Annotated in this window: 22 protein-coding genes, 3 tRNA genes and 4 rRNA genes; 20 read left to right on the top strand and 9 right to left on the bottom strand. The window is 51.8% G+C overall.

What is annotated here, in order from left to right; translation table 11 throughout:
* Positions 1-148: 148 nt before the first annotated feature.
* The 5 genes from cysG to LCF41_RS17185 all read left to right on the top strand — a co-directional run bounded on the left by cysG (position 149) and on the right by LCF41_RS17185 (position 5,021).
* Positions 149-1,591, top strand: a complete 1,443-nt coding sequence (gene cysG, locus LCF41_RS17205; protein ID WP_225085607.1) for a siroheme synthase CysG — start codon at positions 149-151, stop codon at positions 1,589-1,591.
* A 9-nt stretch (positions 1,592-1,600) separates the two neighbouring features.
* Positions 1,601-2,509, top strand: coding sequence for a sulfate adenylyltransferase subunit CysD (gene cysD, locus LCF41_RS17200; protein ID WP_180741696.1), 909 nt, complete (start codon positions 1,601-1,603; stop codon positions 2,507-2,509).
* Positions 2,510-2,583: 74 nt separating this feature from the next.
* Positions 2,584-4,011, top strand: coding sequence for a sulfate adenylyltransferase subunit CysN (gene cysN / locus LCF41_RS17195; RefSeq protein ID WP_431191566.1), 1,428 nt, complete (start codon positions 2,584-2,586; stop codon positions 4,009-4,011).
* The gene (gene cysC, locus LCF41_RS17190; protein WP_225085605.1) at positions 3,950-4,630 is read left to right on the top strand and encodes an adenylyl-sulfate kinase; all 681 of its coding nucleotides are present in this window, start codon (positions 3,950-3,952) and stop codon (positions 4,628-4,630) included. Before cysN ends, cysC begins: the two co-directional genes overlap by 62 nt.
* Before the next feature lie 58 nt (positions 4,631-4,688).
* Complete coding sequence (locus LCF41_RS17185; RefSeq protein WP_413775894.1) at positions 4,689-5,021, top strand: DUF3561 family protein; 333 nt, start codon at positions 4,689-4,691, stop codon at positions 5,019-5,021.
* 59 nt (positions 5,022-5,080) lie between these two features.
* Here LCF41_RS17185 and LCF41_RS17180 read toward each other — a convergent pair whose 3' ends face one another.
* From LCF41_RS17180 to LCF41_RS17170, 3 genes are all read right to left on the bottom strand, one after another.
* Positions 5,081-5,803 (bottom strand): amino acid ABC transporter ATP-binding protein, encoded by a 723-nt coding sequence (locus LCF41_RS17180; RefSeq protein WP_225088213.1) that lies wholly within the window; start codon positions 5,801-5,803, stop codon positions 5,081-5,083.
* Positions 5,790-6,554 (bottom strand): amino acid ABC transporter permease, encoded by a 765-nt coding sequence (locus LCF41_RS17175; protein ID WP_225085604.1) that lies wholly within the window; start codon positions 6,552-6,554, stop codon positions 5,790-5,792. The genes LCF41_RS17180 and LCF41_RS17175 overlap by 14 nt, the downstream gene beginning before the upstream one ends.
* A 133-nt stretch (positions 6,555-6,687) precedes the next feature.
* A complete protein-coding gene (locus LCF41_RS17170) occupies positions 6,688-7,458 on the bottom strand; it encodes a basic amino acid ABC transporter substrate-binding protein (protein WP_225085603.1) in 771 nt (256 codons plus the stop codon).
* Between the two features lie 341 nt (positions 7,459-7,799).
* Between LCF41_RS17170 and ftsB the strand changes: the two genes are divergently transcribed.
* The 7 genes from ftsB (at position 7,800) to rpoS (ending at position 13,952) form a co-directional block, all read left to right on the top strand.
* The gene (ftsB, locus tag LCF41_RS17165) at positions 7,800-8,135 is read left to right on the top strand and encodes a cell division protein FtsB (RefSeq protein WP_225085602.1); all 336 of its coding nucleotides are present in this window, start codon (positions 7,800-7,802) and stop codon (positions 8,133-8,135) included.
* A 3-nt stretch (positions 8,136-8,138) separates the two neighbouring features.
* On the top strand, positions 8,139-8,852 hold the full coding sequence (gene ispD / locus LCF41_RS17160; protein WP_225085601.1) for a 2-C-methyl-D-erythritol 4-phosphate cytidylyltransferase: 714 nt from the start codon (positions 8,139-8,141) through the stop codon (positions 8,850-8,852).
* A gap of 53 nt (positions 8,853-8,905) precedes the next feature.
* Positions 8,906-9,403: a 2-C-methyl-D-erythritol 2,4-cyclodiphosphate synthase gene (gene ispF, locus LCF41_RS17155; RefSeq protein WP_039361198.1), complete on the top strand. Its 498-nt coding sequence runs from the start codon at positions 8,906-8,908 to the stop codon at positions 9,401-9,403.
* Between the two features lie 116 nt (positions 9,404-9,519).
* On the top strand, positions 9,520-10,566 hold the full coding sequence (gene truD, locus LCF41_RS17150) for a tRNA pseudouridine(13) synthase TruD (RefSeq protein WP_225085600.1): 1,047 nt from the start codon (positions 9,520-9,522) through the stop codon (positions 10,564-10,566).
* Positions 10,567-10,832: 266 nt separating this feature from the next.
* Positions 10,833-11,459: a protein-L-isoaspartate(D-aspartate) O-methyltransferase gene (locus LCF41_RS17145; protein WP_225085599.1), complete on the top strand. Its 627-nt coding sequence runs from the start codon at positions 10,833-10,835 to the stop codon at positions 11,457-11,459.
* A gap of 424 nt (positions 11,460-11,883) precedes the next feature.
* On the top strand, positions 11,884-12,906 hold the full coding sequence (nlpD, locus tag LCF41_RS17140) for a murein hydrolase activator NlpD (protein ID WP_225085598.1): 1,023 nt from the start codon (positions 11,884-11,886) through the stop codon (positions 12,904-12,906).
* Between the two features lie 53 nt (positions 12,907-12,959).
* Positions 12,960-13,952: an RNA polymerase sigma factor RpoS gene (gene rpoS / locus LCF41_RS17135; RefSeq protein WP_205947660.1), complete on the top strand. Its 993-nt coding sequence runs from the start codon at positions 12,960-12,962 to the stop codon at positions 13,950-13,952.
* A gap of 105 nt (positions 13,953-14,057) precedes the next feature.
* On the opposite strand, the gene proS is transcribed toward rpoS, so the two are convergent.
* The 6 genes from proS to metN all read right to left on the bottom strand — a co-directional run bounded on the left by proS (position 14,058) and on the right by metN (position 19,720).
* The gene (gene proS / locus LCF41_RS17130; RefSeq protein ID WP_225085597.1) at positions 14,058-15,776 is read right to left on the bottom strand and encodes a proline--tRNA ligase; all 1,719 of its coding nucleotides are present in this window, start codon (positions 15,774-15,776) and stop codon (positions 14,058-14,060) included.
* Positions 15,777-15,921: 145 nt separating this feature from the next.
* Complete coding sequence (gene tsaA, locus LCF41_RS17125) at positions 15,922-16,638, bottom strand: tRNA (N6-threonylcarbamoyladenosine(37)-N6)-methyltransferase TrmO (protein ID WP_225085596.1); 717 nt, start codon at positions 16,636-16,638, stop codon at positions 15,922-15,924.
* Complete coding sequence (gene rcsF / locus LCF41_RS17120) at positions 16,635-17,045, bottom strand: Rcs stress response system protein RcsF (protein WP_039497702.1); 411 nt, start codon at positions 17,043-17,045, stop codon at positions 16,635-16,637. The genes tsaA and rcsF overlap by 4 nt, the downstream gene beginning before the upstream one ends.
* A gap of 118 nt (positions 17,046-17,163) precedes the next feature.
* A complete protein-coding gene (locus tag LCF41_RS17115) occupies positions 17,164-17,979 on the bottom strand; it encodes a MetQ/NlpA family lipoprotein (RefSeq protein WP_010681578.1) in 816 nt (271 codons plus the stop codon).
* Positions 17,980-18,042: 63 nt separating this feature from the next.
* Positions 18,043-18,696, bottom strand: a complete 654-nt coding sequence (locus tag LCF41_RS17110; protein WP_039497700.1) for a methionine ABC transporter permease MetI — start codon at positions 18,694-18,696, stop codon at positions 18,043-18,045.
* Entirely contained in the window at positions 18,689-19,720 is a 1,032-nt protein-coding gene (metN, locus tag LCF41_RS17105; protein ID WP_225085595.1) for a methionine ABC transporter ATP-binding protein MetN, read from the bottom strand. The genes LCF41_RS17110 and metN overlap by 8 nt, the downstream gene beginning before the upstream one ends.
* Before the next feature lie 179 nt (positions 19,721-19,899).
* Here metN and gmhB point away from each other — a divergent pair, with 179 nt between their 5' ends.
* The 8 genes from gmhB (at position 19,900) to rrf (LCF41_RS17065) (ending at position 26,266) form a co-directional block, all read left to right on the top strand.
* Entirely contained in the window at positions 19,900-20,463 is a 564-nt protein-coding gene (gene gmhB / locus LCF41_RS17100) for a D-glycero-beta-D-manno-heptose 1,7-bisphosphate 7-phosphatase (RefSeq protein WP_225085594.1), read from the top strand.
* Positions 20,464-20,844: 381 nt separating this feature from the next.
* Positions 20,845-22,386: ribosomal RNA gene (locus LCF41_RS17095) — 16S ribosomal RNA — on the top strand.
* A gap of 73 nt (positions 22,387-22,459) precedes the next feature.
* Positions 22,460-22,536: transfer RNA gene (locus tag LCF41_RS17090), tRNA-Ile, on the top strand.
* A gap of 42 nt (positions 22,537-22,578) precedes the next feature.
* Positions 22,579-22,654: transfer RNA gene (locus tag LCF41_RS17085), tRNA-Ala, on the top strand.
* A 210-nt stretch (positions 22,655-22,864) separates the two neighbouring features.
* Positions 22,865-25,771: ribosomal RNA gene (locus tag LCF41_RS17080) — 23S ribosomal RNA — on the top strand.
* Positions 25,772-25,903: 132 nt separating this feature from the next.
* Positions 25,904-26,019: ribosomal RNA gene (rrf, locus tag LCF41_RS17075) — 5S ribosomal RNA — on the top strand.
* 18 nt (positions 26,020-26,037) lie between these two features.
* A tRNA-Thr gene (locus LCF41_RS17070) sits at positions 26,038-26,113 on the top strand.
* A gap of 37 nt (positions 26,114-26,150) precedes the next feature.
* Positions 26,151-26,266 (top strand): 5S ribosomal RNA (gene rrf / locus LCF41_RS17065).
* The 16S, 23S and 5S rRNA genes sit together here with 3 tRNA genes alongside, the layout of an rRNA operon.
* Positions 26,267-26,517: the final 251 nt, after the last annotated feature.

The following is a 26,517-nucleotide window of genomic DNA, read 5'->3' as shown; positions in this document are numbered from 1 at the left end:
CACCGCCCGGTTTTTTATCGCCTGAATAACGCTTGTGAACGTATTGTTATTCCATTACGGAACTTGTCATTCCAATTCGGCATTTCATAAGTGTTCTGTCCTCACCGTATAGTCGCATTATCTACTTTTTTGCTTAGTTAAGGCGATTGTGAACTATCTCCCTATATTTGCCGATCTTCGTCAGCGTCCGGTACTGGTTGTCGGCGGCGGCGAGGTTGCTACGCGCAAAATCGATCTACTGCAACGCGCGGGTGCGGAGGTAAAAATTGTCGCGCAGGCACTGGCTGAACCGTTGGCTGTGCAACATCAGGCTGGGCAGATTGAATGGCTGGCGCAGACGTTTACGCCAGAGCTGTTATCCGGCGTGTTTCTGGTGATTGCCGCAACGGATGACGCTGAGCTGAATGCCGCGGTGTTTGAGGCGGCGAATCAGCGTCATTTGCTGGTGAACGTGGTGGACGATCAGCCTAAGTGTTCGTTTATTTTTCCTTCGATTGTCGATCGTTCTCCGCTGGTGGTGGCGATTTCCTCCGGCGGTCAGGCGCCCGTACTGGCGCGTTTGCTGCGTGAAAAACTGGAATCCTTACTGCCGACCAGTCTGGGCACGATGGCGGACATCGCCGGAAGTTGGCGTGACAGAATTAAAACCCGACTGCATTCGATGCCGGCACGCCGTCGTTTTTGGGAGCGGCTATTTGTTGGACGCTTCGCTTCGCTGGTGTCCGCTGGGCAGTTGGCGCAGGCCGAAGATGAACTGCAACAGCAACTGGTTAATCAGCAAGACGAGCAGCAACTGCCCGCGGCAGCACGTGGTGAAGTGGCGCTGGTTGGCGCAGGCCCCGGCGATGCTGGGCTGCTGACGCTGCGTGGATTACAAGTGATGCAGCAGGCGGACGTGGTGCTGTATGACCATCTGGTCAGCCCCGACGTGCTGGATCTGGTGCGCCGCGATGCCGAACGCATCTGCGTCGGAAAGCGCGCCAGTGCCCATTCGCTCCCGCAGGATGAGATTAATCAGCTATTGGTGACGCTGGCGCAAGAAGGTAAGCGTGTAGTGCGTCTGAAAGGCGGCGATCCCTTTATTTTTGGCCGCGGTGGCGAAGAGTTGCAGGCGGTGGCGCAGGCTGGCATCACGTTTCAGGTGGTGCCCGGTGTGACGGCTGCGGCGGGCGTCACAGCGTATGCGGGGATCCCGTTAACGCACCGTGACTACGCACAAAGCGTGCTTTTTATTACCGGTCACTGTCGTCCAGATGGCGACGAACTGGACTGGTCAACGCTGGCCCGTGGGCGTCAGACGCTGGCGATTTATATGGGAACGATGAAAGCTGCGGAAATTGCACAGCAGCTTATCGCGCATGGCCGCTCATCACAGACCCCTGTCGCGGTAATCAGCCGTGGCACTCGACACGATCAGCAGGTGCAAATCGGCACGCTGCACGAGTTAGAACATTTGGCACGGCAAGCGCCGACACCGGCGCTGCTGGTGATTGGCGAGGTGGTGGATTTGCACCATCAGATTGCCTGGTTTGGTCAGACAACGCCGACGGTGCCGCAAGACAGCCGCCCAGCGGTAGTAAACTTGGCTTAAGGAAAGGGTATGGACGAGAAACGACTCACGCATTTACGGCAGCTTGAAGCCGAAAGCATTCACATCATCCGCGAAGTGGCGGCCGAGTTCAGTAATCCGGTGATGATGTACTCCATCGGTAAAGACTCTTCGGTGATGCTGCATCTGGCGCGCAAGGCGTTCTATCCGGGTTCGCTGCCTTTCCCGCTGCTGCACGTTGATACAGGTTGGAAATTTCGTGAAATGTACGAATTCCGCGATCGGACGGCGAAGGCCTACGGCTGTGAGCTGTTGGTACACCGTAACCCGCAGGGCGAAGCATTGGGGATTAACCCTTTTGTACACGGCAGCGCCAAGCATACCGACATCATGAAAACCGAAGGGCTGAAGCAGGCGCTGGATAAATACGGTTTTGATGCCGCGTTTGGCGGCGCGCGTCGTGATGAAGAAAAATCGCGTGCCAAAGAGCGCATTTACTCCTTCCGCGACCGTTTCCACCGTTGGGATCCGAAGAACCAACGCCCGGAACTGTGGCATAACTACAACGGCCAGATTAACAAAGGCGAAAGCATCCGCGTTTTCCCGCTCTCCAACTGGACCGAACTGGATATCTGGCAATACATCTATCTGGAAAACATCGAGATTGTCCCACTCTATCTGGCCGCGCCACGCCCGGTGCTAGAGCGCGATGGCATGTTGCTGATGGTGGATGACGATCGTATCGACCTGCAACCGGGTGAAGTTATCGAACAACGCATGGTTCGTTTCCGCACGCTAGGCTGCTGGCCGCTGACGGGCGCGGTGGCATCCGAGGCGCAGACGCTGCCGGAAATCATCGAAGAGATGCTGGTTTCCACTACCAGCGAGCGTCAGGGAAGGGTAATTGACCGCGATCAGGCCGGTTCAATGGAACTGAAAAAGCGTCAAGGGTATTTCTGAGGAATCGTCGAATGAGCCAAATTTCGTTAAAAGACACAGCCGCAGAAAATGGGGCTGAGAAAGATGCTGTTGCCATCAACAATGCGATTGCACAGCAGATCGCCGAGCAGGGCGGTGTGGAAGCGTATTTGCACGCACAGCAGGATAAAACGCTGCTGCGTTTCCTGACCTGCGGCAGCGTCGACGATGGAAAAAGTACGCTGATTGGCCGTTTACTACATGATACGCGCCAAATTTATGAAGATCAGCTCAGCACGCTGCACAATGACAGCAAGCGTCTGGGGACGCAGGGTGAAAAGCTGGATCTGGCGCTGCTAGTCGATGGGCTTCAGGCCGAACGCGAGCAGGGCATCACGATTGACGTGGCCTACCGCTATTTTTCGACGGAAAAGCGCAAATTCATCATCGCCGATACGCCGGGACACGAGCAGTACACGCGCAACATGGCGACCGGTGCATCGACCTGCGAACTGGCGATTCTGCTGATTGACGCTCGCAAAGGCGTATTGGATCAAACCCGTCGTCACAGCTTTATTGCGACCCTGCTGGGGATTCGCGATCTGGTGGTGGCGGTGAATAAAATGGATCTGGTTGATTATCAGCAAGCGGTATTTGAGCAGTTTAAGCAGGATTATCTGGATTTTGCCCAGCAACTGCCTGCCGATCTGAATATCACCTTTGTGCCGATTTCTGCGCTGGATGGCGACAATGTCGCCACGCCAAGCACAACGATGAGCTGGTATACCGGCCCGACGTTGTTAGGTGTGTTAGAAACGGTAAATGTGGCGCAGCGTAGCCTCGAACAGGCAATGCGCTTCCCGGTGCAGTATGTTAACCGTCCGAATCTGGATTTCCGCGGCTATGCGGGTACGCTGGCCTCCGGCATTATCCGAGTCGGGCAACGGGTTAAGGTGCTGCCGTCTGGCGTGGAATCGACCGTTAGCCGTATTGTGACCTTTGATGGTGATTTACCGCAGGCACAGGCGGGAGAAGCGATTACGCTGGTGCTGGCGGACGAGATTGACATTAGCCGTGGCGATCTGCTGGTCGATAGCAGTGAATCACTGAAAGCAGTGCAGCATGCGTTGGTGGATGTCGTCTGGATGGCGGAGCAGCCGCTGGTGCCGGGACAGAGCTACGACATCAAGATTGGCGGTAAGAAAACGCGTGCCCGAGTCGAGAACATTCAGTATCAGGTTGAGATTAATACGCTAACGCAGCGCGTCGCGGAGAACCTGCCGCTGAATGGCATCGGTTCGGTTGAGCTGATTTTTGATGAGCCGCTGGTGCTGGACAACTATCAGCACAACGCGGTGACGGGCGGGATGATCTTTATCGATCGTCTGAGCAACGTCACGGTAGGCGCGGGTCTGGTACGGGAACCTATCGAGCAGGTGTATCAGGAGCCGGGCGCGTACAGTGCGTTTGAGCTGGAACTGAATGCGCTGGTGCGTCGTCACTTCCCGCATTGGGGTGCGCGCGACCTGCTGGGGGGCAAATAACGTGTCTTTACGCGATGAACCGACTGACGAGAACGTCGTCTGGCATGCGCACGATGTCACCCGTGAGTCGCGCGAGAAGTTGCATGGTCATCAGGGCGTGGTTATCTGGTTTACCGGGCTGTCAGGTTCCGGTAAATCCACGCTGGCGGGAGCGCTGGAGCAGGCGCTACACGCTCGCGGCGTCAGCACTTACCTGCTGGATGGCGACAACGTCCGGCACGGTTTGTGCCGGGATTTGGGCTTTACCGACGACGATCGGCGCGAGAATATTCGCCGCGTGGGTGAAGTTGCCAAACTGATGGTGGATGCCGGTCTGGTGGTCCTGACCGCGTTTATCTCGCCGCACCGCGCCGAGCGTAAAATGGTGCAGGATTTGCTGGGTGAAGGGCAATTCATTGAAGTCTTCGTCGATACGCCGTTAGCGACCTGTGAAGCGCGCGATCCTAAAGGGTTGTATAAAAAAGCCCGTGCGGGAGAACTGCGTAATTTCACGGGGATCGACTCGGCGTATGAAGCGCCGGACGCGCCCGATAGTCACCTGGATGGTGAACAATTAGTAACAAATTTGACAGGCCAATTGTTAGATCTGCTTGGCAAGCGAGCTATTATCAAGCTCTGACATCCCCGCTTTTTTTCACCGCGCTGTTGGGTGATGCAGGGGAAGAATGGGAAAGATTATGCAAAATGCCACGCAGTTAACGATTAGCAAGACTCGGCCAGCGCAAGAAGAGGATGACGGCGTTTCCTACCTGTTTATGGGGGCGGTGACGGGGTTCTCCTTCTATTGGTTGGCCTTTAGCATTCCCTTTCTGGTATACGGCTCCAATACCACGTTTTTCTTCATGCTTTACACTTGGCCGTTCTTTCTGGCGCTGATGCCGTTTTCGGTGCTGGTTGGCGTCGGGTTTAGTTTTTTGCTGAGAGGCTATATTTTTTATACGCTTTTTGCGACGGGGCTGACGGTGATCTGTCTGTTCTGGCTGGTGTTTTCTTTTCTAACGGGGTGGTAAAAGAACAGGCTGCCAGCGCGGAAGACGCTGACAGCCTGATTTTGTAGTATTGAGCGAATTTACAGCACTTTGCTCAAAAACGCCTGCGTACGCGGATTACTTGGATGTGTAAAGATCGCCTCTGGCGTCCCTTGTTCCTGAATGATCCCCTGATCGATGAAGATCACTCTATCGGCGACTTCTTTGGCAAATGCCATCTCATGGGTCACAATGACCATGGTCATACCTTCGTTCGCCAGCGTTTTCATGACGGCCAGCACTTCGCCAACCAGTTCAGGGTCCAGCGCGGAGGTCGGTTCATCAAACAGCATGATGGCCGGTTCCATCGCTAACGCGCGGGCAATCGCGACGCGCTGCTGCTGTCCACCGGACAGGCTGTTCGGCCAGGCATCTATTTTATCCAGCAAACCAACCTTGCTGAGCAAGGCTTTAGCCCGTTCAACGGCCTGTGCACGGGGTAATTTCTTCACATCCATCGGCGCCATGATCACATTTTCCAACACTGTCATGTGCGGGAACAGATTAAAGCGCTGAAACACCATTCCCACGCTTTCACGCATGCGGTTGATGTCGGTTCTCTTATCGTGAATGGCAAAGCCGTTGACCGTAATCTCGCCCGCCGATAGCGTCTCCAGCGCGTTAATACAGCGCAGAAAGGTACTTTTTCCTGAGCCCGATGGGCCAATCAGGCAGAGCACTTCCTGAGGCGCGATGTCACAGGAAATACCGCGCAGGACGTGTGTATCCCCAAACTGTTTTTGCAGGTTTTTAACGTGAATCACTTTTGCCAAACCTCGTTTCCATGTGCCGCACCAGCAGCGAAAGCAGGAAAGTAATAACCCAGTAGACGATAGAGATCGCCAGGTAGGGCTCCCAGTACGTGGCGTAAGCCCCTGATACCGTGCGAGCGGCATAGGCAAGATCGGCCAATCCGATTGCCGACGCCAGCGATGAATCTTTCACAATCGCGATGGCGTTATTGCCCAGCGGTGGCAGCATACGGCGAAATGCCTGTGGCAGAATCACTTTGCGCATGGTTCGGCCATAGCTCATGCCGAGCGATCGTGATGCTTCCATCTGACCACGGTCAATGGATTGAATACCGGCTCGGAATATCTCGGAGACATAGGCTCCCGCATTCAGCGTAATCGCCACAATGCAGGAGAGGAACGCGCCATAATCGGCACGCAGCGTGCGGGCGAAATCGGCCGACATAATATTGCTGGTGACCAGCAGGCCATCACGTGGATTGATGAACAGCGGCACCAGAGCGAAGTGCACCACCATGATTTGCACAAATAGCGGCGTACCGCGAAAGGCGCTGATGTAGATGCGTACTGGCCATTGAACGCCGTAGTGCAGGATATATTTCCACGGGCCGTGCGGCGCTTGCGCTAAGCGGCCTAACCCGAGTGTTAATCCCCAGCAGGTGCCAAGAATGACACAGATAATGGTGCATTTGATGGTCATCCAGGTGCCTTCCATAAAGAGAGGCGCATATTCCTGAATGATCTCCCAACGAAATCCCGTCAAGATCGTTTCCTTTTTTGAATAGGCTAACGTAATGATTGTTCTAAATTAAACCGGACAGGTTGGCTGTCCGGTGAGTGCGATGTCTCGCGTGAGGCGATGGAGACCAGGAGAAGCGCGCCGTGCCTTACTGGCGTTATTCTGCGGGTAAAGTTGGTACGTTGTTATCAAACCAGGTTTGGTAGATCTTGGCGTAGGTGCCGTCAGCAACGATTTTTTTCAGCCCGGCGTTAATCTTCTCACGCAGTTGATCGTTGCCTTTCGCGACGGCGATTCCAAAATACTGACGTTCGAATTTGGCATCGGAAACCAGATTGAACTGTTTTTCAGGGTGAGTCTTAATGTAAAACTTCACCACGCCCACATCGCCAACCGCTGCACCCACGCCATCTTCATACAGCTCTTGTAACATTAACGGCGTGTTATCGAAGCGCTTAATCGATGTACTGTTTTTCCCTAATACATCGGAGACCACGATATCGGCGGTACTGGAGTTTACCACGCCCACTTTGTGATCTTTCAGCGCGGCGATCGAGTCGATCGTTGAGCCTTTAGGAACGACGATCGACTGTTCGGCAGGAAAGTAAGGCGCGGAGAAATCGACCATTTGCTTACGTTTGTCGGTAATCGTGATACCCGAAATGATAATGTCACGGTCACCGGAATTAAGGGTCGCGAAGATGCCTTCCCACGGCGTATTGATCAGCTTGATATTAAAATTCTCTGCCTTGGCGATAGCTTTAATAATATCAATATCAAAGCCTTCCAGCTCTTTCTGCGCGTTTTCAAACTCAAAGGGGCGATAAGTTCCACCAGAACCGACAACGTAAGTAGGCTCAGCGGCGAAGGCGCTGGTAGAGAGTGCGGTGGCGAAGAGCGCACCAACAAATAACAGTTTCTTGAACATTGTGTCTCCTGGTTTAGATATAAAAACGTAAAGGTGAAATTTTCTTTTTTTATGCACTTTGAATGCATAAAAATACACAGATAGCACGAATGGTTCAACCGACGTTTTCCGGTGAACGGTTTTATCTACGTTATTTCTGGACATCTGCGTCTTCTGACAACTGGCGGAGAGTGGGGGATGAATAGAAGATACGAGGGTTTCTGGGAGTGTTGAGTGGGACTTCTTGCCCGAAATCTCCCCCATTTAGGTACGCGGCAGAGCGAATCTTGCCTTCCACTGCCGGACACAGTGGAGTCGAAACAAAAGTTATGGGATGATTAGGCGGTTTTTCAGGGGGCGGGATGGGAAAGCTTACGCTGTTATTATTGATATTGCTTGGCTGGCTTCAGTACTCACTGTGGCTGGGCAAGAATGGCATTCATGATTATGTTCGGGTGAAGGATGATGTTGTTGTCCAGCAGGGGAACAACGCCAAATTAAAAGACCGTAACGAACAACTGTTTGCCGAAATTGACGATCTCAATGGCGGACAGGAAGCGATTGAAGAGCGCGCACGCAATGAACTGGGTATGATCAAACCCGGTGAAAGCTTCTATCGTCTGGTACCAGAATCGAACCACCGTAGCGCGAATACGACTTCATCTAATCCTTCTCCATCCAACAATACACAACGTTGACGCATGCAGACACCGAGCCTTTCCCCGCCTGATATTGTTGCCGTTTTGCCCGCCGCGGGTAACGGCAGCAGAATGCAAAACGATCGTCCTAAGCAGTATCTGACGATTGGTAATGACGCAACCGGCCATAAAACCATTCTTGAACACACTATCGACGCGCTTTTACGCCATCCGCGCGTGCAGCGTGTCGTTGTCGTTATTAGCCCTGATGACGCATTTTTTCATACTCTGGCGATTGCTAACGACCCCCGTATTTTTCCCGTTACGGGAGGGCGGCATCGTGCTGATTCTGTGCTGGCTGGCCTGTCCGCCGTTGCGGATAGCGCGTGGGCGCTGGTGCATGACGCGGCGCGTCCGTGTCTGCATCTGGACGATCTGACGCGTTTGCTGACGATTGTCGAACAGAGTGACGTTGGTGGAATTTTGGCCGCCCCGGTTCGTGATACCATGAAGCGCAGCACGGATGGATTTATCGATCGCACGGTAGAACGTAACGATTTATGGCATGCACTGACACCGCAGCTTTTTCCTGCGGCGCTGTTGAAACAGTGCTTGCAACAGGCGCTTCAGGATGGCGTTGCCGTCACAGATGAAGCCTCCGCGTTGGAATATTGTGGCTATCGCCCGCAAATTATCAGCGGACGTTCGGATAATATCAAAGTCACTCGTCCAGAGGATTTGGCATTAGCCGAATTCTATTTAACCCGTTTGCAGTAACCTCATTTTATTCGCTAAATTTATTCGTTAAATATAGATAAGGAGAATGCGCGATGCGTATCGGTCACGGTTTTGATGTCCATAAGTTCGGTGGAGAAGGTCCGCTGGTGATCGGTGGCGTGCGAATTCCTTATACTCAGGGCCTGCTGGCGCATTCCGATGGGGATGTGGTACTGCATGCGGTGACGGATGCCCTGTTGGGTGCCGCCGCACTGGGCGATATTGGTAAGCTATTTCCTGATACCGATCCGGCGTTTAAAGGCGCGGACAGCCGTGGCTTGCTGCGTGAAGCCTGGCGTCGTATTAATGAAAAAGGCTATCAGTTAGGAAATCTGGACGTCACGATTATTGCGCAGGCACCGAAAATGGCACCGCACATTCCGCAAATGCGCGTGAATCTGGCAGAAGATTTGCTGTGCCATATGGATGACGTCAATGTGAAAGCCACGACGACAGAACAGTTGGGCTTTACCGGTCGTGGTGAAGGCATTGCCTGCGAAGCCGTTGCCTTGCTGGTGAAAAAAGAAACGGGTGAAATTGTTGCGTGGTAAGCCGTTTTCTATCAGTAATGTCTTATCAACATGATCCTATTAATCATAGAAAATTAACAGTATAAGAAACAAGGTCATGGCTGCGCGTCATCCGGCCATGATCGTGTAGGATAACGATGGAAAATAGCGAACAACTCGTTTGGTTGCACGGTGAACCACAGGCTACCGGCTCATTGAAATCGGCTGCGGAAGATTTTGTCGTCGTTGAAGATCTGGGGTTCCAGCCAGACGGTGACGGTGAGCATGTGCTGTTGCGCGTGCGCAAGCGTGGCTGCAATACGCAATTTGTAGCCGAAATGCTGGCGAAATTCGCTCGCTTGCCGCTGCGGGCCGTGAGCTATGCAGGCCTGAAAGATCGTCATGCTGTCACCGAACAGTGGTTCTGTCTGCATATGCCGGGAAAGGACACGCCAGATTTCTCCTCGCTGACGCTTGAAGGCTGTGACGTGCTGGAGTCCGTTCGCCACCGCCGCAAACTGCGTATCGGTACGCTGCGGGGTAACTATTTTACTCTGGTGCTGCGTCAGGTCAGCGATCGACGCGAGGTGGATGCGCGCTTGACGCTGATTGCCGCGAACGGCGTCCCTAATTATTTCGGTAGCCAGCGTTTCGGACGCAACGGAAATAATCTTGAGCAGGCGCGTCTTTGGGCGAATAACGAAATTCGGGTAAAAGAACGTAATAAACGTAGTTTTTATCTTTCCGCCAGCCGCAGTGCGATGTTTAATCAGGTTGCCAGCGCAAGACTGGCGGGAGCGCAGGCGAAAACCGTTTTGTGTGGTGACGCATTGCAGTTGACCGGTCGCGGCAGCTGGTTTGTTGCTAAGCCTGACGAACTGGAAGCCTTACAGACGCGCCTTGATGCTGGCGAACTCCAGGTTACCGCGCCGCTGCCCGGTGATGGTGAACTGGGTACGCAGGATGAGGCGCGAGCATTTGAAGAGCAGGCTTTGGCGGGACAAGAAACGCTGTGGTCGTTGGTCAAGCGTGAACGGGTTGAATCGGCCCGGCGTGCGATACTGCTGTATCCGCAACAGATGCATTGGGAATGGCAGGACGACGCGACTGTTGAAGTGACATTCTGGCTACCTGCGGGCAGTTTTGCGACCAGTGTGGTACGTGAATTGCTGCATTCAGATCAGGATGCCGATATCGGTGTCTGATGTACTTAATGCTGTTCGTTTAAGGCTGAATGTATTAGAGGGAAACACGGTGATGAGGTTCCCGCAGGGAGACCTCACACCGTGGTCGCCCTCGGTATCTCGATCCTTAGGTGGTCGGTATGAGTCTGATGTGCTGCGATGTTTTTGCAGAAAATTGTTGAGAGAAGAAATGCCAGCAACCGCGTGGTCGTGGCGGCGGGCTGGCTCTTGTGCGGTAAAATTGCTGTATTGGTGACGAGGTTAACCAGAGCTGAGGTCGGCGGGGAATGGTAAACAAGCGTATAGAAACGTTGCTGGCGCAGTTGCGTCAGCAGGGCATTCAGGACGAACGTCTGCTGAAGGCGATAGAAGCCGTACCCAGAGAACGTTTTGTTGATGAAGCTTTTGAACATAAAGCGTATGAAAACACCGCTCTGCCTATTGGTTCCGGCCAGACTATCTCGCAGCCCTATATGGTTGCGAAAATGACGGAGCTACTCAGCCTGACGCCGGTATCCCGCGTGTTGGAAATTGGTACGGGTTCGGGGTATCAAACGGCGATTTTAGCGCATCTGGTGCGACACGTTTGCTCGGTGGAGCGCATCAAGGGGCTGCAATGGCAGGCTAAGCGCCGCTTAAAGCAGCTGGATTTGCACAATGTTTCTACCCGCCATGGCGATGGATGGCAGGGCTGGGCGTCGCGCGGACCGTTTGATGCCATTATCGTTACCGCGGCGCCACCGGAAATTCCCCGTGCGCTGCTGGAACAGTTAGATGAAGGCGGCGTAATGGTGTTGCCCGTTGGGGAACAGTCGCAAATACTGCAAGTTGTACAGCGCCATGCCGGTGAATTTATTATTCAAACGGTTGAAGCTGTTCGGTTTGTTCCGCTGGTCAAAGGGGAATTAGCCTGATACCGTGGCGTTGGTGTGCATTTGTTGTTAAGTCTTTAAAATTTCAACACAACTGTTTTATAGTGCGAACTTGTTGATATTGTTAGCCTCTAATCATCGCGGTGCCTTTCCCGTTTTGCTTATGCGCCAGCGATGGTGAAGTAGCGATCTTTCTCGTTCCAATTAACGAATACATGAGCGGATATCGTTTACGCTACAATCAATTACGCAACGGCAGCAATTACGCAACGGCAGTAACTATGCACCGGCAGTAACTACGCAATGGGCAGTTGGGCTACAGCCAGTAAAACGGCAGCAGATGCGAGGCAAACATGTCCGAATTGGGTTCTGAGTATTACGGTTTCTTGAATGTTATCGACACTTTTTTGAACGCTATTTTTTTGAACGTTATAGTTATAGGGGAGTAAGGCGCATGGGAAGCCGAATGATGAATTTGCGTCACATTGCTGCTTGTACGGTGATTGTCTTAGGATTGGCTGGATGTACCAACAATAATTCCAAATCCGCACCGATCAGCAGCGTTGACGGAAATACGGGCAGCCGAGGGGGAATGTTATCTGCGCCACCATCGCGTATTTCAACGACGAGTGAAAGTGTGGCAACGACGCCCGATGGCCGGATCGTTTATAACCGCAGCTACGGTAATATTCCAAAAGGCAGTTACAGCGGTGGCAATTCCTACACCGTTAAACGTGGCGATACCCTGTTTTATATCGCTTGGATCACTGGCAATGATTACCGGGATCTGGCGCAGCGCAACAATATTCCTGAACCGTACAGCCTGAATGTGGGGCAATCATTGAGTTTAGGCAATGGGTCCGGCAACAACGCTTCAGGCGGTGGTCTGACGAGCGGTGGTGGCATGCTGGCAACAACCGATGCCACCCGAGGGGGAGTACCAACTCCGCCATCGAGTGCTCAAATACAAACTACATCGGTTGATTCTCAGTCAACTAATGCGTATTCTGGTAATCAGGGTAAACAGAATGTAGGTAAGATGTTACCTACGGCAGGGGCAACGACAACCGCTCCTGTTTCCGCACCAGCGGCTGTTGCCAGCAGCAATACGGCTGCTGTCGGCAGTTGGCGTTGGCCTACCGATGGGAAAGTCATAGATAGTTTCTCCGATTCCGAAGGGGGAAATAAAGGGATTGATATCGCCGGCTCACGTGGGCAACCGATCACCGCAACCGCCAGTGGGCGCGTGGTGTACGCGGGTAACGCGCTACGTGGTTACGGAAATCTGATAATCATCAAGCATAATGATGACTACCTCAGTGCCTATGCCCATAACGATACGATGCTAGTCCGTGAGCAACAAGACGTCACGGCAGGACAAAAAATCGCTACGATGGGCAGTACAGGCACCAGCTCAGTTCGCTTGCACTTTGAAATTCGTTACAAGGGGAAATCCGTAAACCCGCTGCGTTTTCTGCCGCAGCGATAAATCGGGCAGAGTATTTCGGTATTCTGCCAAGGGATCACGGGTAGGAGCCACTTATGAGCCAAAGTACGCTGAAAGTTAACGAGTTACATGAAGATACCGATTTCGACGAGAATGGACTTGACGTTTTTGACGATAAGGCGCTGGTAGAGGAAGATACCAATGATAATGACTCGGCGGAAGACGAGCTGTTATCACAAGGGGTCCCACAGCGTGTCCTGGACGCAACACAGCTCTATTTAGGCGAAATCGGCTATTCGCCGCTTTTGACCGCAGAAGAAGAAGTTTATTTTGCCCGGCGTGCGTTGCGTGGTGATGTCCCATCGCGCCGCCGGATGATTGAGAGTAATCTGCGGTTGGTGGTGAAAATTGCCCGCCGTTACAACAATCGTGGTCTGGCGCTGCTGGATCTGATTGAAGAGGGTAACCTCGGCCTGATCCGTGCGGTTGAAAAATTCGATCCAGAAAGAGGATTCCGTTTTTCAACCTACGCAACCTGGTGGATTCGACAGACGATAGAACGGGCGATCATGAATCAAACCCGTACCATTCGCTTGCCGATTCACATCGTCAAAGAACTCAACGTTTATCTGCGCACCGCGCGCGAACTGTCTCACAAACTGGATCACGAGCCGAGTGCGGAAGAAATTGCCGAACAGCTCGATAAGCCCGTTGACGACGTCAACCGCATGCTGCGTCTGAATGAACGTATTACTTCCGTCGATACCCCGCTGGGCGGTGATTCGGAAAAAGCGCTGCTGGATATTCTGGCAGACGAAAAAGACAACGGACCTGAAGACACCACTCAGGATAACGATATGAAACAGAATATCGTTAAATGGCTGTTTGAGCTTAACGCCAAGCAGCGTGAGGTGTTGGCGCGTCGTTTCGGCCTGCTAGGGTATGAAGCGGCTACGCTGGAAGATGTCGGTCGTGAAATAGGCTTAACGCGTGAGCGTGTTCGTCAGATTCAGGTTGAAGGCTTGCGCCGCCTGCGGGAAATTTTGCAGGTTCAGGGGTTGAGCATTGAAGAACTGTTTCGTGAATAATGCACGCTAAGTTACTGAAGCCTTGAAATAAAAAATGGTGGGGAAACCCACCATTTTTTTATGTCTGCATTCGCCCTTTCCTGTGAAAGGGCGGTTCGGCAGCGATTAGCGGACGATATTTGCCAGCAGGAAATCGACGATTTCGCTGGTTTTAATCATCTGCTTTTCACCAACCCGGCGGTGCTTATATTCAATCTCTTCACTATCCAGATTGCGATCGCCAATAACGATGGTGTGCGGTACGCCAATCAGTTCCATATCGGCGAACATCACGCCTGGACGCTCTTTGCGGTCATCAAGCAGAACTTCAATGCCCTTAGCGCGCAACTGCTGATAGATATCCTCAGCGACTTCCTTCACGCGGAAAGATTTGTGCATGTTCATCGGCAGAATAGCAACGTGGAAAGGGGCAATCGCGTCTGGCCAAATGATGCCGCGTTCGTCATGATTCTGCTCAATCGCCGCAGCGACAACGCGCGTGACACCAATACCGTAGCAACCCATCGTCAGCGTCTGGTTACGGCCATCTTCACCTTGAACCGTGGCTTTCAGCGCTTCAGAATATTTGCTGCCCAGTTGGAAAATATGGCCCACTTCGATACCGCGTTTAATTTGCAGTGTGCCTTTACCGTCTGGACTGATATCGCCTTCAACCACGTTACGGATATCTGCAACCTGCGGCAGCGCAACGTCACGCTCCCAGTTGATGCCAAAATAGTGTTTGCCATCAATGTTCGCGCCAGCGCTGAAGTCGCTCATGGCTGCAACAGAGCGATCGACAACGACTGGAATCGACAGCTTGACCGGACCCAGTGAACCTGGGCCCGCGCCGATGGTAGCGCGAATTTCTTCTTCCGTTGCGAATGTCAACGGGCTGGCTACCTGAGCAATTTTCTCAGCTTTGATTTCGTTCAGTTCGTGATCGCCGCGAACCAGCAGAGCAACCAGTTTATGGCCGCTTTCTTCTGTTGCTTTAACCAGCAGCGTTTTCACGGTTTTTTCTACCGGCAGCTTAAACTGCTCAACCAGCTCGGCGATGGTCTTGGCGTTTGGCGTATCAACCAGACGCAGCTCTTCCGTCGCTTCGGCGCGGCCTAACTTCGGCGCAACCGCTTCTGCCAGTTCAATGTTTGCCGCGTAGTCGGATTCCGTTGAGAAAACGATATCGTCTTCACCGCTGGTCGCCAGTACCTGAAATTCATGGGATGCATTGCCACCAATAGAACCGGTATCTGCCTGAACGGCTCTGAAATCCAGATCCATACGGCTGAAAATCTGGCTGTAGGCGGCGTACATCGCGTCGTAAGTGACCTGCAATGATTCCTGTGAAGTATGGAAAGAGTAGGCATCTTTCATCAGGAATTCACGTGAGCGCATTACACCAAAACGCGGACGAACTTCATCGCGGAATTTGGTTTGAATCTGGAAGAAATTGAGCGGCAACTGCTTATAAGAGCTGATTTCATTACGAATAAGGTCGGTAATGACTTCTTCATGTGTCGGGCCGAGTACGAAAGGGCGCTCGCCACGATCGACAAAACGCAACAGCTCTGGGCCATATTGATCCCAACGTCCACTTTCTACCCATAAATCGGCAGGCTGAACAACGGGCATGGACACTTCAATCGCGCCTGCGTTATTCATCTCTTCGCGCACGATGTTTTCAACTTTTCTCAAAACACGTAAACCTGTCGGCAACCAGGTGTAAAGGCCGGAGGCTAGTTTACGAATCATTCCTGCCCGGAGCATCAACTGATGGCTGATGACTTCTGCATCGGCTGGCGTCTCCTTGAGTGTGGAGAGCATGTATTGGCTAGTACGCATGGGGTTTTAGTTCCGTTAGAACGACAAATAGCATAGGGCTGCCGCGCAGCCGAAAGCACATAAAAAGTGGCTTAGTTTACCAGCGCAAACGGCACGTCAAAAGAGAGCAGGAACAATTTTAGAATATATTGCTGTGGTTAATGTATTAACACGCGTTTGACGGGGCGAGGCTTAGCACTTCGGTTTGTTCTCCACAGACGCGCCAGCGCACATTGAATTCCAGCAGTAAAACGGCGTATTCCCGCGTGGTGCTTTCACCTTTGCGGTAGGCCGGGCGTGGATCTTGCGCTAATACCTGTGAGATAAAGCGCTTTAAGTTGGGATATTTCTTTTGATGCTGGGCTATCTGGTTTTCCGCAAGGGGCGAAAAAATCACCGGCATTGCCGCATCGGGAGCCATTTGGGCAAAACCCGCTCGTGCCTGAGGATGGCTTTCGGCAAATGGCAAGTAAGGTTTGATATCGATGACCGGCGTGCCATCGACCAGATCAAGGCTGCCTAATTCGAGCGTAATCGCATCGCCTTTTACCCGAATCTCTTTTAATTCAACCAGCGACATGCCAACGGGGTTAGGGCGGAAAGTCGAACGCGTAGCGAAAACGCCTGTCCGTGTGTTTCCTCCCAGACGAGGTGGCCGAACGGTCGGACGCCAGCCGCCTTCCATCGTTTGATGAAAGATGAAGACTACCCATATGTGACTGAAATCTTCCAGCCCTCGCACGCACTCCGCTTGGTTATATGGCGGTAATAGCTGAAGTTCTCCTCCTCCATCTTCAATCAGACCCGGCTGCCGCGGAATGGCAAATTTTTCTTTATACGGTGAGCGGATAATCCCGATCTGATTGAAAACAAACTGACTCATTGTGCAGAGACTTTCAGCGCAGTGCCTTGGCAAACGACCTGACTGTAGCAACCCGCTACACCACTGACGGTTTGGCATTCATGCAGCAAAACTGCATTGGCTTTCATGGCAGTGGCGCGGTTTTGCATTCTTTTACGCGCATTTGCCGCATTAGGAGGGGAATCCTGAGCGCTGACCTGGCATGAGGAGCCTGACACTTCACCCATGTCGCGGAAAGGCTTACCGACTAACTCTTCTGCACTTTTATATAGCACTGCGGGCGTCGGTCGAGCGACTGGCTTCGGTTTAGGCGCGGGTTCTGCGGTTTTGGTTTCAATAACTGGTTGAGGAGCAGGTGCCGGTGGCTTCTGAAATAAAGAACAGCCTGTCAGCGACATTGCCAACAATATAAAGGGAACAGCACGCATTAAGGATTCCTCTGCTTTTTCTCAAAGAGCGAGTATTGAAGCAAGCAATTGCATAAATAACAAGACGGGCCGTAGCCCGTCTTAACAATATCTTTTAATTAAACGCGTTAGGTCTGGATTACCAGCCTTTTACCGCGCCGCCATTAAAGATTTTATTTGCCGCGTCGTTTACTTCATCAGACTGGTAGGCCTGAACGAATTTCTTCACGTTTTCAGCGTCTTTGTTGTCTTCGCGTGAAACCAACAGGTTTACATACGGAGAGTCTTTCTCTTCAACAAACAGGCCATCTTTAGTTGGCGTCAGGTTAATCTGGCTAGCGTAAGTGGTATTGATGACAGCCAGTGCAATTTGCGCGTCATCTAAAGAACGCGGCAACTGAGGTGCTTCCAGTTCAACCAGTTTGATATTTTTCGGGTTCTCGGTCACGTCCAGTACGGTTGGCAACAGACCAACGTTGTCTTTCAGTTTAATCAAGCCGACTTTTTGCAGCAGCAGCAGAGAGCGGCCTAGGTTGGTCGGGTCGTTTGGCAGTGCAACCTGAGCGCCATCTTGCAGTTCATTCAGCGATTTGATTTTTTTGGAGTAACCCGCAATTGGGTAGACAAAGCTGTTGCCGACAGAAACCAGTTTGTAGCCACGATCTTTAATCTGCTGATCCAGATAAGGCTTGTGCTGGAAGGCATTCAGATCGATGTCGCCTTTGCTCAGGGCTTCATTTGGCAACACGTAGTCATTAAATGTGACTAATTCAACGTCCAGACCGTATTTGTCTTTTGCCACTTTCTGCGCGACTTCCGCAACCTGCTGTTCTGCGCCAACAATAACACCGACTTTAATGTGATTAGGATTCTTTTCTTCCTGACCACATCCCGCTAGCGCCAGAGCACCAATAAGTGCACCAATGGTCGCAATAGATTTCAGTTTAATCGCCATATCCTTACCCCTAATTAACTATTCTCTTGGCAAATGCCTTCAGGCAAATGCGTATTGTGGTGATTACTTGTGTGTGACAGCTTTTACTGCTCTGTCGCCGCAGAATTGAATCAGGTACACCAAAACAACCAGTAATATTAATACCGTATTCATGACCGTCGCGTTATAACCAATATAACCATACTGATAACCAATTTGACCTAAGCCGCCTGCGCCCACGGCTCCACCCATAGCAGAATAGCCTACGAGCGTGATTAGCGTGATGGTTGCGGCATTAATAAGGCCTGGTAATGCTTCTGGCAGGAGTATCTTTCTGACGATTTGCATCGGCGTTGCGCCCATTGCACGGGCAGCTTCAATCAGGCCGGTTGGAATTTCAAGCAGCGCGTTTTCCACCATGCGGGCAATAAACGGTGCGGCACCGACGGTGAGAGGAACGATCGCCGCTTGCAGGCCAATGGAGGTTCCAACAATCATGCGAGTGAAAGGAATCATCCATACCAGCAGAATAATGAATGGAATCGAGCGGAAAATATTTACCAGTGCAGAAACGGTCCGGTAGAGCTTTGGATTGGCGATAATCTGCCCTGGACGCGTGGTATACAATAAGACTCCCACGGGTAAACCAAGCACAAAGCCAAAGAAACCAGAAACGAACGTCATTGCGACGGTTTCCCATATTCCCTTAGCCATTAACCACATCATTGCTTCAGACATAACCCAGAACCTCAATTGTAACGTGACTTTCCTGCAGGAATTGGATTGCGGCTTTGATATCCGCATCGTTGCCGTGCATTTCTGCCAGCATGATGCCGAACTTGACGCCACCGGCATAATCCATCTGGGCACTGATAATGTTGTTGTTGACGTTAAAGCGTCGAGCAACCTCGGAGAGCAGCGGGGCATCTACCGATTTGCCGGTAAATTCCATCCGTAATAACGGCGTGGTATCCGGGCGAGAGTCGGGGGACAGACGGGTAAGGTAATCGTCAGGGATGTCCAGGTGTAGCGTTGACTGAATGAACTTCTGTGCCAGTGGTGTTTTCGGATGTGAAAAGACTTCGCTGACCGTGTCCTGTTCGATGAGTCGTCCGTCGCTGATCACCGCAACCTGATCGCAAATGCGTTTCACCACATCCATTTCATGTGTAATAAGAAGAATGGTCAGCCCGAGACGGCGATTGATATCTTTCAATAATTCAAGAATTGATCGGGTGGTTGCAGGATCCAACGCGCTGGTTGCTTCGTCACACAGCAAAACTTTGGGATTGCTGGCCAACGCACGGGCAATGGCGACGCGCTGCTTTTGTCCGCCGGATAGATTGGCGGGATACACGTCGTGCTTATCCGCCAGCCCAACCAGATCCAACAATTCATTGACCCGTTGGGTAATCTCAGCTTTTGGCGTGTTATCTAATTCCAAAGGGAGCGCAATGTTGCCAAAAACGGTGCGCGAAGAGAGCAAATTGAAGTGCTGAAAAATCATGCCGATTTGACGGCGCGCGCGCGTCAACTGGCTATCTGACAGTTGGGTCAGCTCTTGTCCATCTACCAGCACTTTCCCTTCTGTCGGGCGCTCCAATAAATTGACGCAGCGGATGAGTGTACTTTTACCTGCGCCTGATGCGCCGATGACACCATAGATTTGCCCGGTAGGAACATGAAGGCTGACATCAGCAAGTGCGGTAATGGTCCGCCCGTTTTGCTGAAAAACCTTAGTAATATTAGAAAGTTCAATCATATTTTTTATCGTGAGTGCCTATGGCTGGATAAATCAGTTTCTGTATTAACAGAATATGAAATGGATGTTAGGGCGTCTAGACGTCTAAGTCAATCTGGATTGTCACGGCTCTGCATTCTCCCTATGGGTGAAAACATGCGATACTACCGCGTAATTTAGGCCATTCAGGAGCAAAGTCAGTGGCACAAAGCGTTCCAGCAATTTTTCTTGATCGTGACGGCACGATCAATGTCGATCACGGTTATGTTCATGACATTGACCATTTTCAATTTATTGATGGCGTCATTGATGCCATGCGTGAGTTGAAAAGCATGGGGTTCGTGCTAGTTGTTGTGACCAATCAGTCCGGCATCGCCCGCGGCAAGTTTACAGAAGATCAGTTTATGCAACTGACGGAGTGGATGGACTGGTCGCTGGCAGATCGCGGTGTTGATCTGGATGGCATCTACTTTTGTCCGCATCACCCTGAAGCAGGAGAAGATGAATACCGCCAGACTTGTGATTGTCGTAAACCTGAGCCAGGCATGTTCCTTTCTGCACAGCGCGATCTGCACATTGATATGGCGGCGTCTTATATGGTGGGTGACAAATTAGAAGATATGCAGGCTGCAATTGGTGCAGGGGTAGGAACCAAACTGCTAGTTCGCACGGGCAAACCTGTTACTGAACAAGGCGAAACGCTGGCTGATAGCGTGTTGGAAAGCCTCGCAGACCTGCCAAAATGGATAAAAACGCGCACTTAACCAGCGGAACGAATGAAAGATGCGCAAACGGAAAAAACTTTACGAGATTTGCTTGCGCTTCTGAATTGGCTCCCTATAATGCGCCTCCATCGACACGGCGCTGTGAACACACAACCGGGTCGATAAAGAAAGAGAAAACGCTTTAAAATAAACGTTGACTCTGCAGGTGATAAGTGTAGCATACGCCACCTCGCGAAGTGGTTAAGGCCGCAACGCAACGCTCTTTAACAATTTAATCAGACAATCTGTGTGGGCACTCACAAGACCGTATCTTGACGATATAAAAAGTCTTGAAGAGTGAACAACAGTAAATTCATTACGAATAAACAGTGACTAATTCTTTGAGCATCGCTGACGAGTTCAGCAAATCAAACAAATCTTAAATTGAAGAGTTTGATCATGGCTCAGATTGAACGCTGGCGGCAGGCCTAACACATGCAAGTCGAGCGGTAGCACAGAGGAGCTTGCTCCTTGGGTGACGAGCGGCGGACGGGTGAGTAATGTCTGGGAAACTGCCTGATGGAGGGGGATAACTACTGGAAACGGTAGCTAATACCGCATAACGTCTTCGGACCAAAGCGGGGGACCTTCGGGCCTCGCGCCATCAGATGTGCCCAGATGGGATTAGCTGGTAGGTGAGGTAATGGCTCACCTAGGCGACGATCCCTAGCTGGTCTGAGAGGATGACCAGCCACACTGGAACTGAGACACGGTCCAGACTCCTACGGGAGGCAGCAGTGGGGAATATTGCACAATGGGCGCAAGCCTGATGCAGCCATGCCGCGTGTGTGAAGAAGGCCTTCGGGTTGTAAAGCACTTTCAGCGGGGAGGAAGGCGGTGAGATTAATACTCTCACCGATTGACGTTACCCGCAGAAGAAGCACCGGCTAACTCCGTGCCAGCAGCCGCGGTAATACGGAGGGTGCAAGCGTTAATCGGAATGACTGGGCGTAAAGCGCACGCAGGCGGTTTGTTAAGTCAGATGTGAAATCCCCGAGCTTAACTTGGGAACTGCATTTGAAACTGGCAAGCTAGAGTCTTGTAGAGGGGGGTAGAATTCCAGGTGTAGCGGTGAAATGCGTAGAGATCTGGAGGAATACCGGTGGCGAAGGCGGCCCCCTGGACAAAGACTGACGCTCAGGTGCGAAAGCGTGGGGAGCAAACAGGATTAGATACCCTGGTAGTCCACGCTGTAAACGATGTCGATTTGGAGGTTGTGCCCTTGAGGCGTGGCTTCCGGAGCTAACGCGTTAAATCGACCGCCTGGGGAGTACGGCCGCAAGGTTAAAACTCAAATGAATTGACGGGGGCCCGCACAAGCGGTGGAGCATGTGGTTTAATTCGATGCAACGCGAAGAACCTTACCTACTCTTGACATCCAGAGAACTTAGCAGAGATGCTTTGGTGCCTTCGGGAACTCTGAGACAGGTGCTGCATGGCTGTCGTCAGCTCGTGTTGTGAAATGTTGGGTTAAGTCCCGCAACGAGCGCAACCCTTATCCTTTGTTGCCAGCGGTTAGGCCGGGAACTCAAAGGAGACTGCCAGTGATAAACTGGAGGAAGGTGGGGATGACGTCAAGTCATCATGGCCCTTACGAGTAGGGCTACACACGTGCTACAATGGCGTATACAAAGAGAAGCGACCTCGCGAGAGCAAGCGGACCTCATAAAGTACGTCGTAGTCCGGATTGGAGTCTGCAACTCGACTCCATGAAGTCGGAATCGCTAGTAATCGTAGATCAGAATGCTACGGTGAATACGTTCCCGGGCCTTGTACACACCGCCCGTCACACCATGGGAGTGGGTTGCAAAAGAAGTAGGTAGCTTAACCTTCGGGAGGGCGCTTACCACTTTGTGATTCATGACTGGGGTGAAGTCGTAACAAGGTAACCGTAGGGGAACCTGCGGTTGGATCACCTCCTTACCAAGAAGATGTGGGTTGAGTGAAGTGCTCACACAGATTGTCTGATGAAAATAACGAGCAGAAATACCTTAATAGGCTTGTAGCTCAGGTGGTTAGAGCGCACCCCTGATAAGGGTGAGGTCGGTGGTTCAAGTCCACTCAGGCCTACCAACTCTTCCGTGAGTGGTATGTAAGGTATCTGTAAGCAACGATGGGGCTATAGCTCAGCTGGGAGAGCGCCTGCTTTGCACGCAGGAGGTCTGCGGTTCGATCCCGCATAGCTCCACCATTAAAAAGACTTCAGAGCGTATTGGAAACAGTATGCTGCGAAGTATTTTGCTCTTTAACAATCTGGAACAAGCTGAAAATTGAAACATGACAGCTGAACATGCATGACTGCCTTCGGGTGAGTTGTGATGATTCTGTCTGTCAATGAGTCTCTCAAATAATCACAGCACGATGATGACTTTGATTTATCAAAGACACCTTCGGGTTGTGAGGTTAAGCGACTAAGCGTACACGGTGGATGCCTAGGCAGTCAGAGGCGATGAAGGGCGTGCTAATCTGCGATAAGCGTCGGTAAGCTGATATGAAGCGTTATACCCGACGATACCCGAATGGGGAAACCCAGTGTGTTTCGACACACTATCATTAACTGAATCCATAGGTTAATGAGGCGAACCGGGGGAACTGAAACATCTCAGTACCCCGAGGAAAAGAAATCAACCGAGATTCCCCCAGTAGCGGCGAGCGAACGGGGAAGAGCCCAGAACCTGAATCAGTTTGTGTGTTAGTGGAAGCGTCTGGAAAGTCGCACAGTAAAGGGTGATAGTCCCGTACACAAAAATGCACAAGGTGTGAGTTCGATGAGTAGGGCGGGACACGTGACATCCTGTCTGAATATGGGGGGACCATCCTCCAAGGCTAAATACTCCTGACTGACCGATAGTGAACCAGTACCGTGAGGGAAAGGCGAAAAGAACCCCGGCGAGGGGAGTGAAATAGAACCTGAAACCGTGTACGTACAAGCAGTGGGAGCCTACTTGTTAGGTGACTGCGTACCTTTTGTATAATGGGTCAGCGACTTATATTCTGTAGCAAGGTTAACCGTTTAGGGGAGCCGCAGGGAAACCGAGTCTTAACTGGGCGTTAAGTTGCAGGGTATAGACCCGAAACCCGGTGATCTAGCCATGGGCAGGTTGAAGGTTGGGTAACACTAACTGGAGGACCGAACCGACTAATGTTGAAAAATTAGCGGATGACTTGTGGCTGGGGGTGAAAGGCCAATCAAACCGGGAGATAGCTGGTTCTCCCCGAAAGCTATTTAGGTAGCGCCTCGTGAATTCATCTTCGGGGGTAGAGCACTGTTTCGGCTAGGGGGTCATCCCGACTTACCAACCCGATGCAAACTGCGAATACCGAAGAATGTTATCACGGGAGACACACGGCGGGTGCTAACGTTCGTCGTGAAGAGGGAAACAACCCAGACCGCCAGCTAAGGTCCCAAAGTCATGGTTAAGTGGGAAACGATGTGGGAAGGCACAGACAGCCAGGATGTTGGCTTAGAAGCAGCCATCATTTAAAGAAAGCGTAATAGCTCACTGGTCGAGTCGGCCTGCGCGGAAGATGTAACGGGGCTAAACCATGCACCGAAGCTGCGGCAGCGACACTCAGGTGTTGTTGGGTAGGGGAGCGTTCTGTAAGCCTGCGAAGGTGGCCTGTGAGGGCTGCTGGAGGTATCAGAAGTGCGAATGCTGACATAAGTAACGATAATGCGGGTGAAAAACCCGCACGCCGGAAGACCAAGGGTTCCTGTCCAACGTTAATCGGGGCAGGGTGAGTCGACCCCTAAGGCGAGGCTGAAAAGCGTAGTCGATGGGAAACAGGTTAATATTCCTGTACTGGGTGTTACTGCGAAGGGGGGACGGAGAAAGCTAGGTTATCCGGGCGACGGTTGTCCCGGTTTAAGCGTGAAGGTGGGTGACTTTGGTAAATCCGGGTCATCGTTAACACTGAGGCGTGATGACGAGTCACTACGGTGATGAAGTAACTGATGCTACGCTTCCAGGAAAAGCCTCTAAGCTCCAGGTAACACCGAATCGTACCCCAAACCGACACAGGTGGTCAGGTAGAGAATACTCAGGCGCTTGAGAGAACTCGGGTGAAGGAACTAGGCAAAATGGTGCCGTAACTTCGGGAGAAGGCACGCTGGTGTAAGGTGAAGTCCCTTGCGGATGGAGCTGAGACCAGTCGAAGATACCAGCTGGCTGCAACTGTTTAATAAAAACACAGCACTGTGCAAACACGAAAGTGGACGTATACGGTGTGACGCCTGCCCGGTGCCGGAAGGTTAATTGATGGGGTTATCCGTAAGGAGAAGCTCTTGATCGAAGCCCCGGTAAACGGCGGCCGTAACTATAACGGTCCTAAGGTAGCGAAATTCCTTGTCGGGTAAGTTCCGACCTGCACGAATGGCGTAATGATGGCCAGGCTGTCTCCACCCGAGACTCAGTGAAATTGAACTCGCTGTGAAGATGCAGTGTACCCGCGGCAAGACGGAAAGACCCCGTGAACCTTTACTATAGCTTGACACTGAACCTTGAGCCTTGATGTGTAGGATAGGTGGGAGGCTTTGAAGTGTGGACGCCAGTCTGCATGGAGCCGACCTTGAAATACCACCCTTTAATGTTTGATGTTCTAACGTGGGCCCGTAAACCGGGTTGCGGACAGTGTCTGGTGGGTAGTTTGACTGGGGCGGTCTCCTCCCAAAGCGTAACGGAGGAGCACGAAGGTTAGCTAATCCTGGTCGGACATCAGGAGGTTAGTGCAAAGGCATAAGCTAGCTTGACTGCGAGAGTGACAGCTCGAGCAGGTGCGAAAGCAGGTCTTAGTGATCCGGTGGTTCTGAATGGAAGGGCCATCGCTCAACGGATAAAAGGTACTCCGGGGATAACAGGCTGATACCGCCCAAGAGTTCATATCGACGGCGGTGTTTGGCACCTCGATGTCGGCTCATCACATCCTGGGGCTGAAGTAGGTCCCAAGGGTATGGCTGTTCGCCATTTAAAGTGGTACGCGAGCTGGGTTTAGAACGTCGTGAGACAGTTCGGTCCCTATCTGCCGTGGGCGCTGGAAGATTGAGAGGGGTTGCTCCTAGTACGAGAGGACCGGAGTGAACGCACCACTGGTGTACGGGTTGTGATGCCAATTGCATTGCCCGGTAGCTAAGTGCGGAAGAGATAACCGCTGAAAGCATCTAAGCGGGAAACTTGCCTCGAGATGAGTCTTCCCTGGACACTTGATGTCCCTGAAGGGCCGTTGAAGACGACGACGTAGATAGGCTGGGTGTGTAAGCGTAGCGATACGTTGAGCTGACCAGTACTAATGACCCGAGAGGCTTAACCTTACAACACCGAAGGTGTTTTGTGAGGCGACTCATAAAAAACAATACTCAGCTTGTTCGAAGATTGGTTCTGATGGTTGTGCAGAGAGAAGCGAAAGCGACTAAAGTGCGACGGTTGGAATGAAACAGAATTTGCCTGGCGGCGATAGCGCGGTGGTCCCACCTGACCCCATGCCGAACTCAGAAGTGAAACGCCGTAGCGCCGATGGTAGTGTGGGGCTTCCCCATGTGAGAGTAGGGAACTGCCAGGCATCAAATTACACAGGTGCGCTGATATGGCTCAGTTGGTAGAGCGCACCCTTGGTAAGGGTGAGGTCCCCAGTTCGACTCTGGGTATCAGCACCAGTTATTTGGGTTAATGTTCGGCTTAAAAAAGAATTTATCTGGCGGCGATAGCGCGGTGGTCCCACCTGACCCCATGCCGAACTCAGAAGTGAAACGCCGTAGCGCCGATGGTAGTGTGGGGCTTCCCCATGTGAGAGTAGGGAACTGCCAGGTATCAATTAAGACAAAAGGCCATCCTGTTAAGGATGGCCTTTTGTTTATTTCTATTTTGGAATACTGGCTCGTTTCCTTTATCTGAATAAACTCTACTTATCTTCTTATTAACTCTCCTCATAATAACGTTCTGTTTATATCTGCTTTATTTATCCCTGTTTCATTTACGAATAATTAAAAGTGCTGCCTGCGTTGTTACATTAATAAATTATTACAATCAGGAACTTTTTGCCTCAAAGTTTAAGTGCTGC

Origin of the sequence: Pectobacterium colocasium, from assembly GCF_020181655.1 — a bacterium.
In the GTDB taxonomy this organism is placed as follows: domain Bacteria; phylum Pseudomonadota; class Gammaproteobacteria; order Enterobacterales; family Enterobacteriaceae; genus Pectobacterium; species Pectobacterium colocasium.
The sequence above is the reverse complement of the archived record's forward strand: the minus strand, read 5'-3'. Positions and strand labels throughout refer to the sequence as shown.

Excerpts from the sequence above, each read along its gene's own strand:
- cysD (WP_180741696.1), top strand. The coding sequence starts at position 1,601 with ATGGACGAGAAACGACTCACGCATTTACGGCAGCTTGAAGCCGAAAGC.
- cysC (WP_225085605.1), top strand. The coding sequence starts at position 3,950 with ATGCGCTGGTGCGTCGTCACTTCCCGCATTGGGGTGCGCGCGACCTGC.
- LCF41_RS17185 (WP_413775894.1), top strand. The coding sequence starts at position 4,689 with ATGCAAAATGCCACGCAGTTAACGATTAGCAAGACTCGGCCAGCGCAA.
- LCF41_RS17170 (WP_225085603.1), bottom strand. The coding sequence starts at position 7,458 with ATGTTCAAGAAACTGTTATTTGTTGGTGCGCTCTTCGCCACCGCACTC.
- ftsB (WP_225085602.1), top strand. The coding sequence starts at position 7,800 with ATGGGAAAGCTTACGCTGTTATTATTGATATTGCTTGGCTGGCTTCAG.
- ispD (WP_225085601.1), top strand. The coding sequence starts at position 8,139 with ATGCAGACACCGAGCCTTTCCCCGCCTGATATTGTTGCCGTTTTGCCC.
- ispF (WP_039361198.1), top strand. The coding sequence starts at position 8,906 with ATGCGTATCGGTCACGGTTTTGATGTCCATAAGTTCGGTGGAGAAGGT.
- truD (WP_225085600.1), top strand. The coding sequence starts at position 9,520 with ATGGAAAATAGCGAACAACTCGTTTGGTTGCACGGTGAACCACAGGCT.
- LCF41_RS17145 (WP_225085599.1), top strand. The coding sequence starts at position 10,833 with ATGGTAAACAAGCGTATAGAAACGTTGCTGGCGCAGTTGCGTCAGCAG.
- nlpD (WP_225085598.1), top strand. The coding sequence starts at position 11,884 with ATGATGAATTTGCGTCACATTGCTGCTTGTACGGTGATTGTCTTAGGA.
- rpoS (WP_205947660.1), top strand. The coding sequence starts at position 12,960 with ATGAGCCAAAGTACGCTGAAAGTTAACGAGTTACATGAAGATACCGAT.
- proS (WP_225085597.1), bottom strand. The coding sequence starts at position 15,776 with ATGCGTACTAGCCAATACATGCTCTCCACACTCAAGGAGACGCCAGCC.
- tsaA (WP_225085596.1), bottom strand. The coding sequence starts at position 16,638 with ATGAGTCAGTTTGTTTTCAATCAGATCGGGATTATCCGCTCACCGTAT.
- rcsF (WP_039497702.1), bottom strand. The coding sequence starts at position 17,045 with ATGCGTGCTGTTCCCTTTATATTGTTGGCAATGTCGCTGACAGGCTGT.
- LCF41_RS17115 (WP_010681578.1), bottom strand. The coding sequence starts at position 17,979 with ATGGCGATTAAACTGAAATCTATTGCGACCATTGGTGCACTTATTGGT.
- LCF41_RS17110 (WP_039497700.1), bottom strand. The coding sequence starts at position 18,696 with ATGTCTGAAGCAATGATGTGGTTAATGGCTAAGGGAATATGGGAAACC.
- metN (WP_225085595.1), bottom strand. The coding sequence starts at position 19,720 with ATGATTGAACTTTCTAATATTACTAAGGTTTTTCAGCAAAACGGGCGG.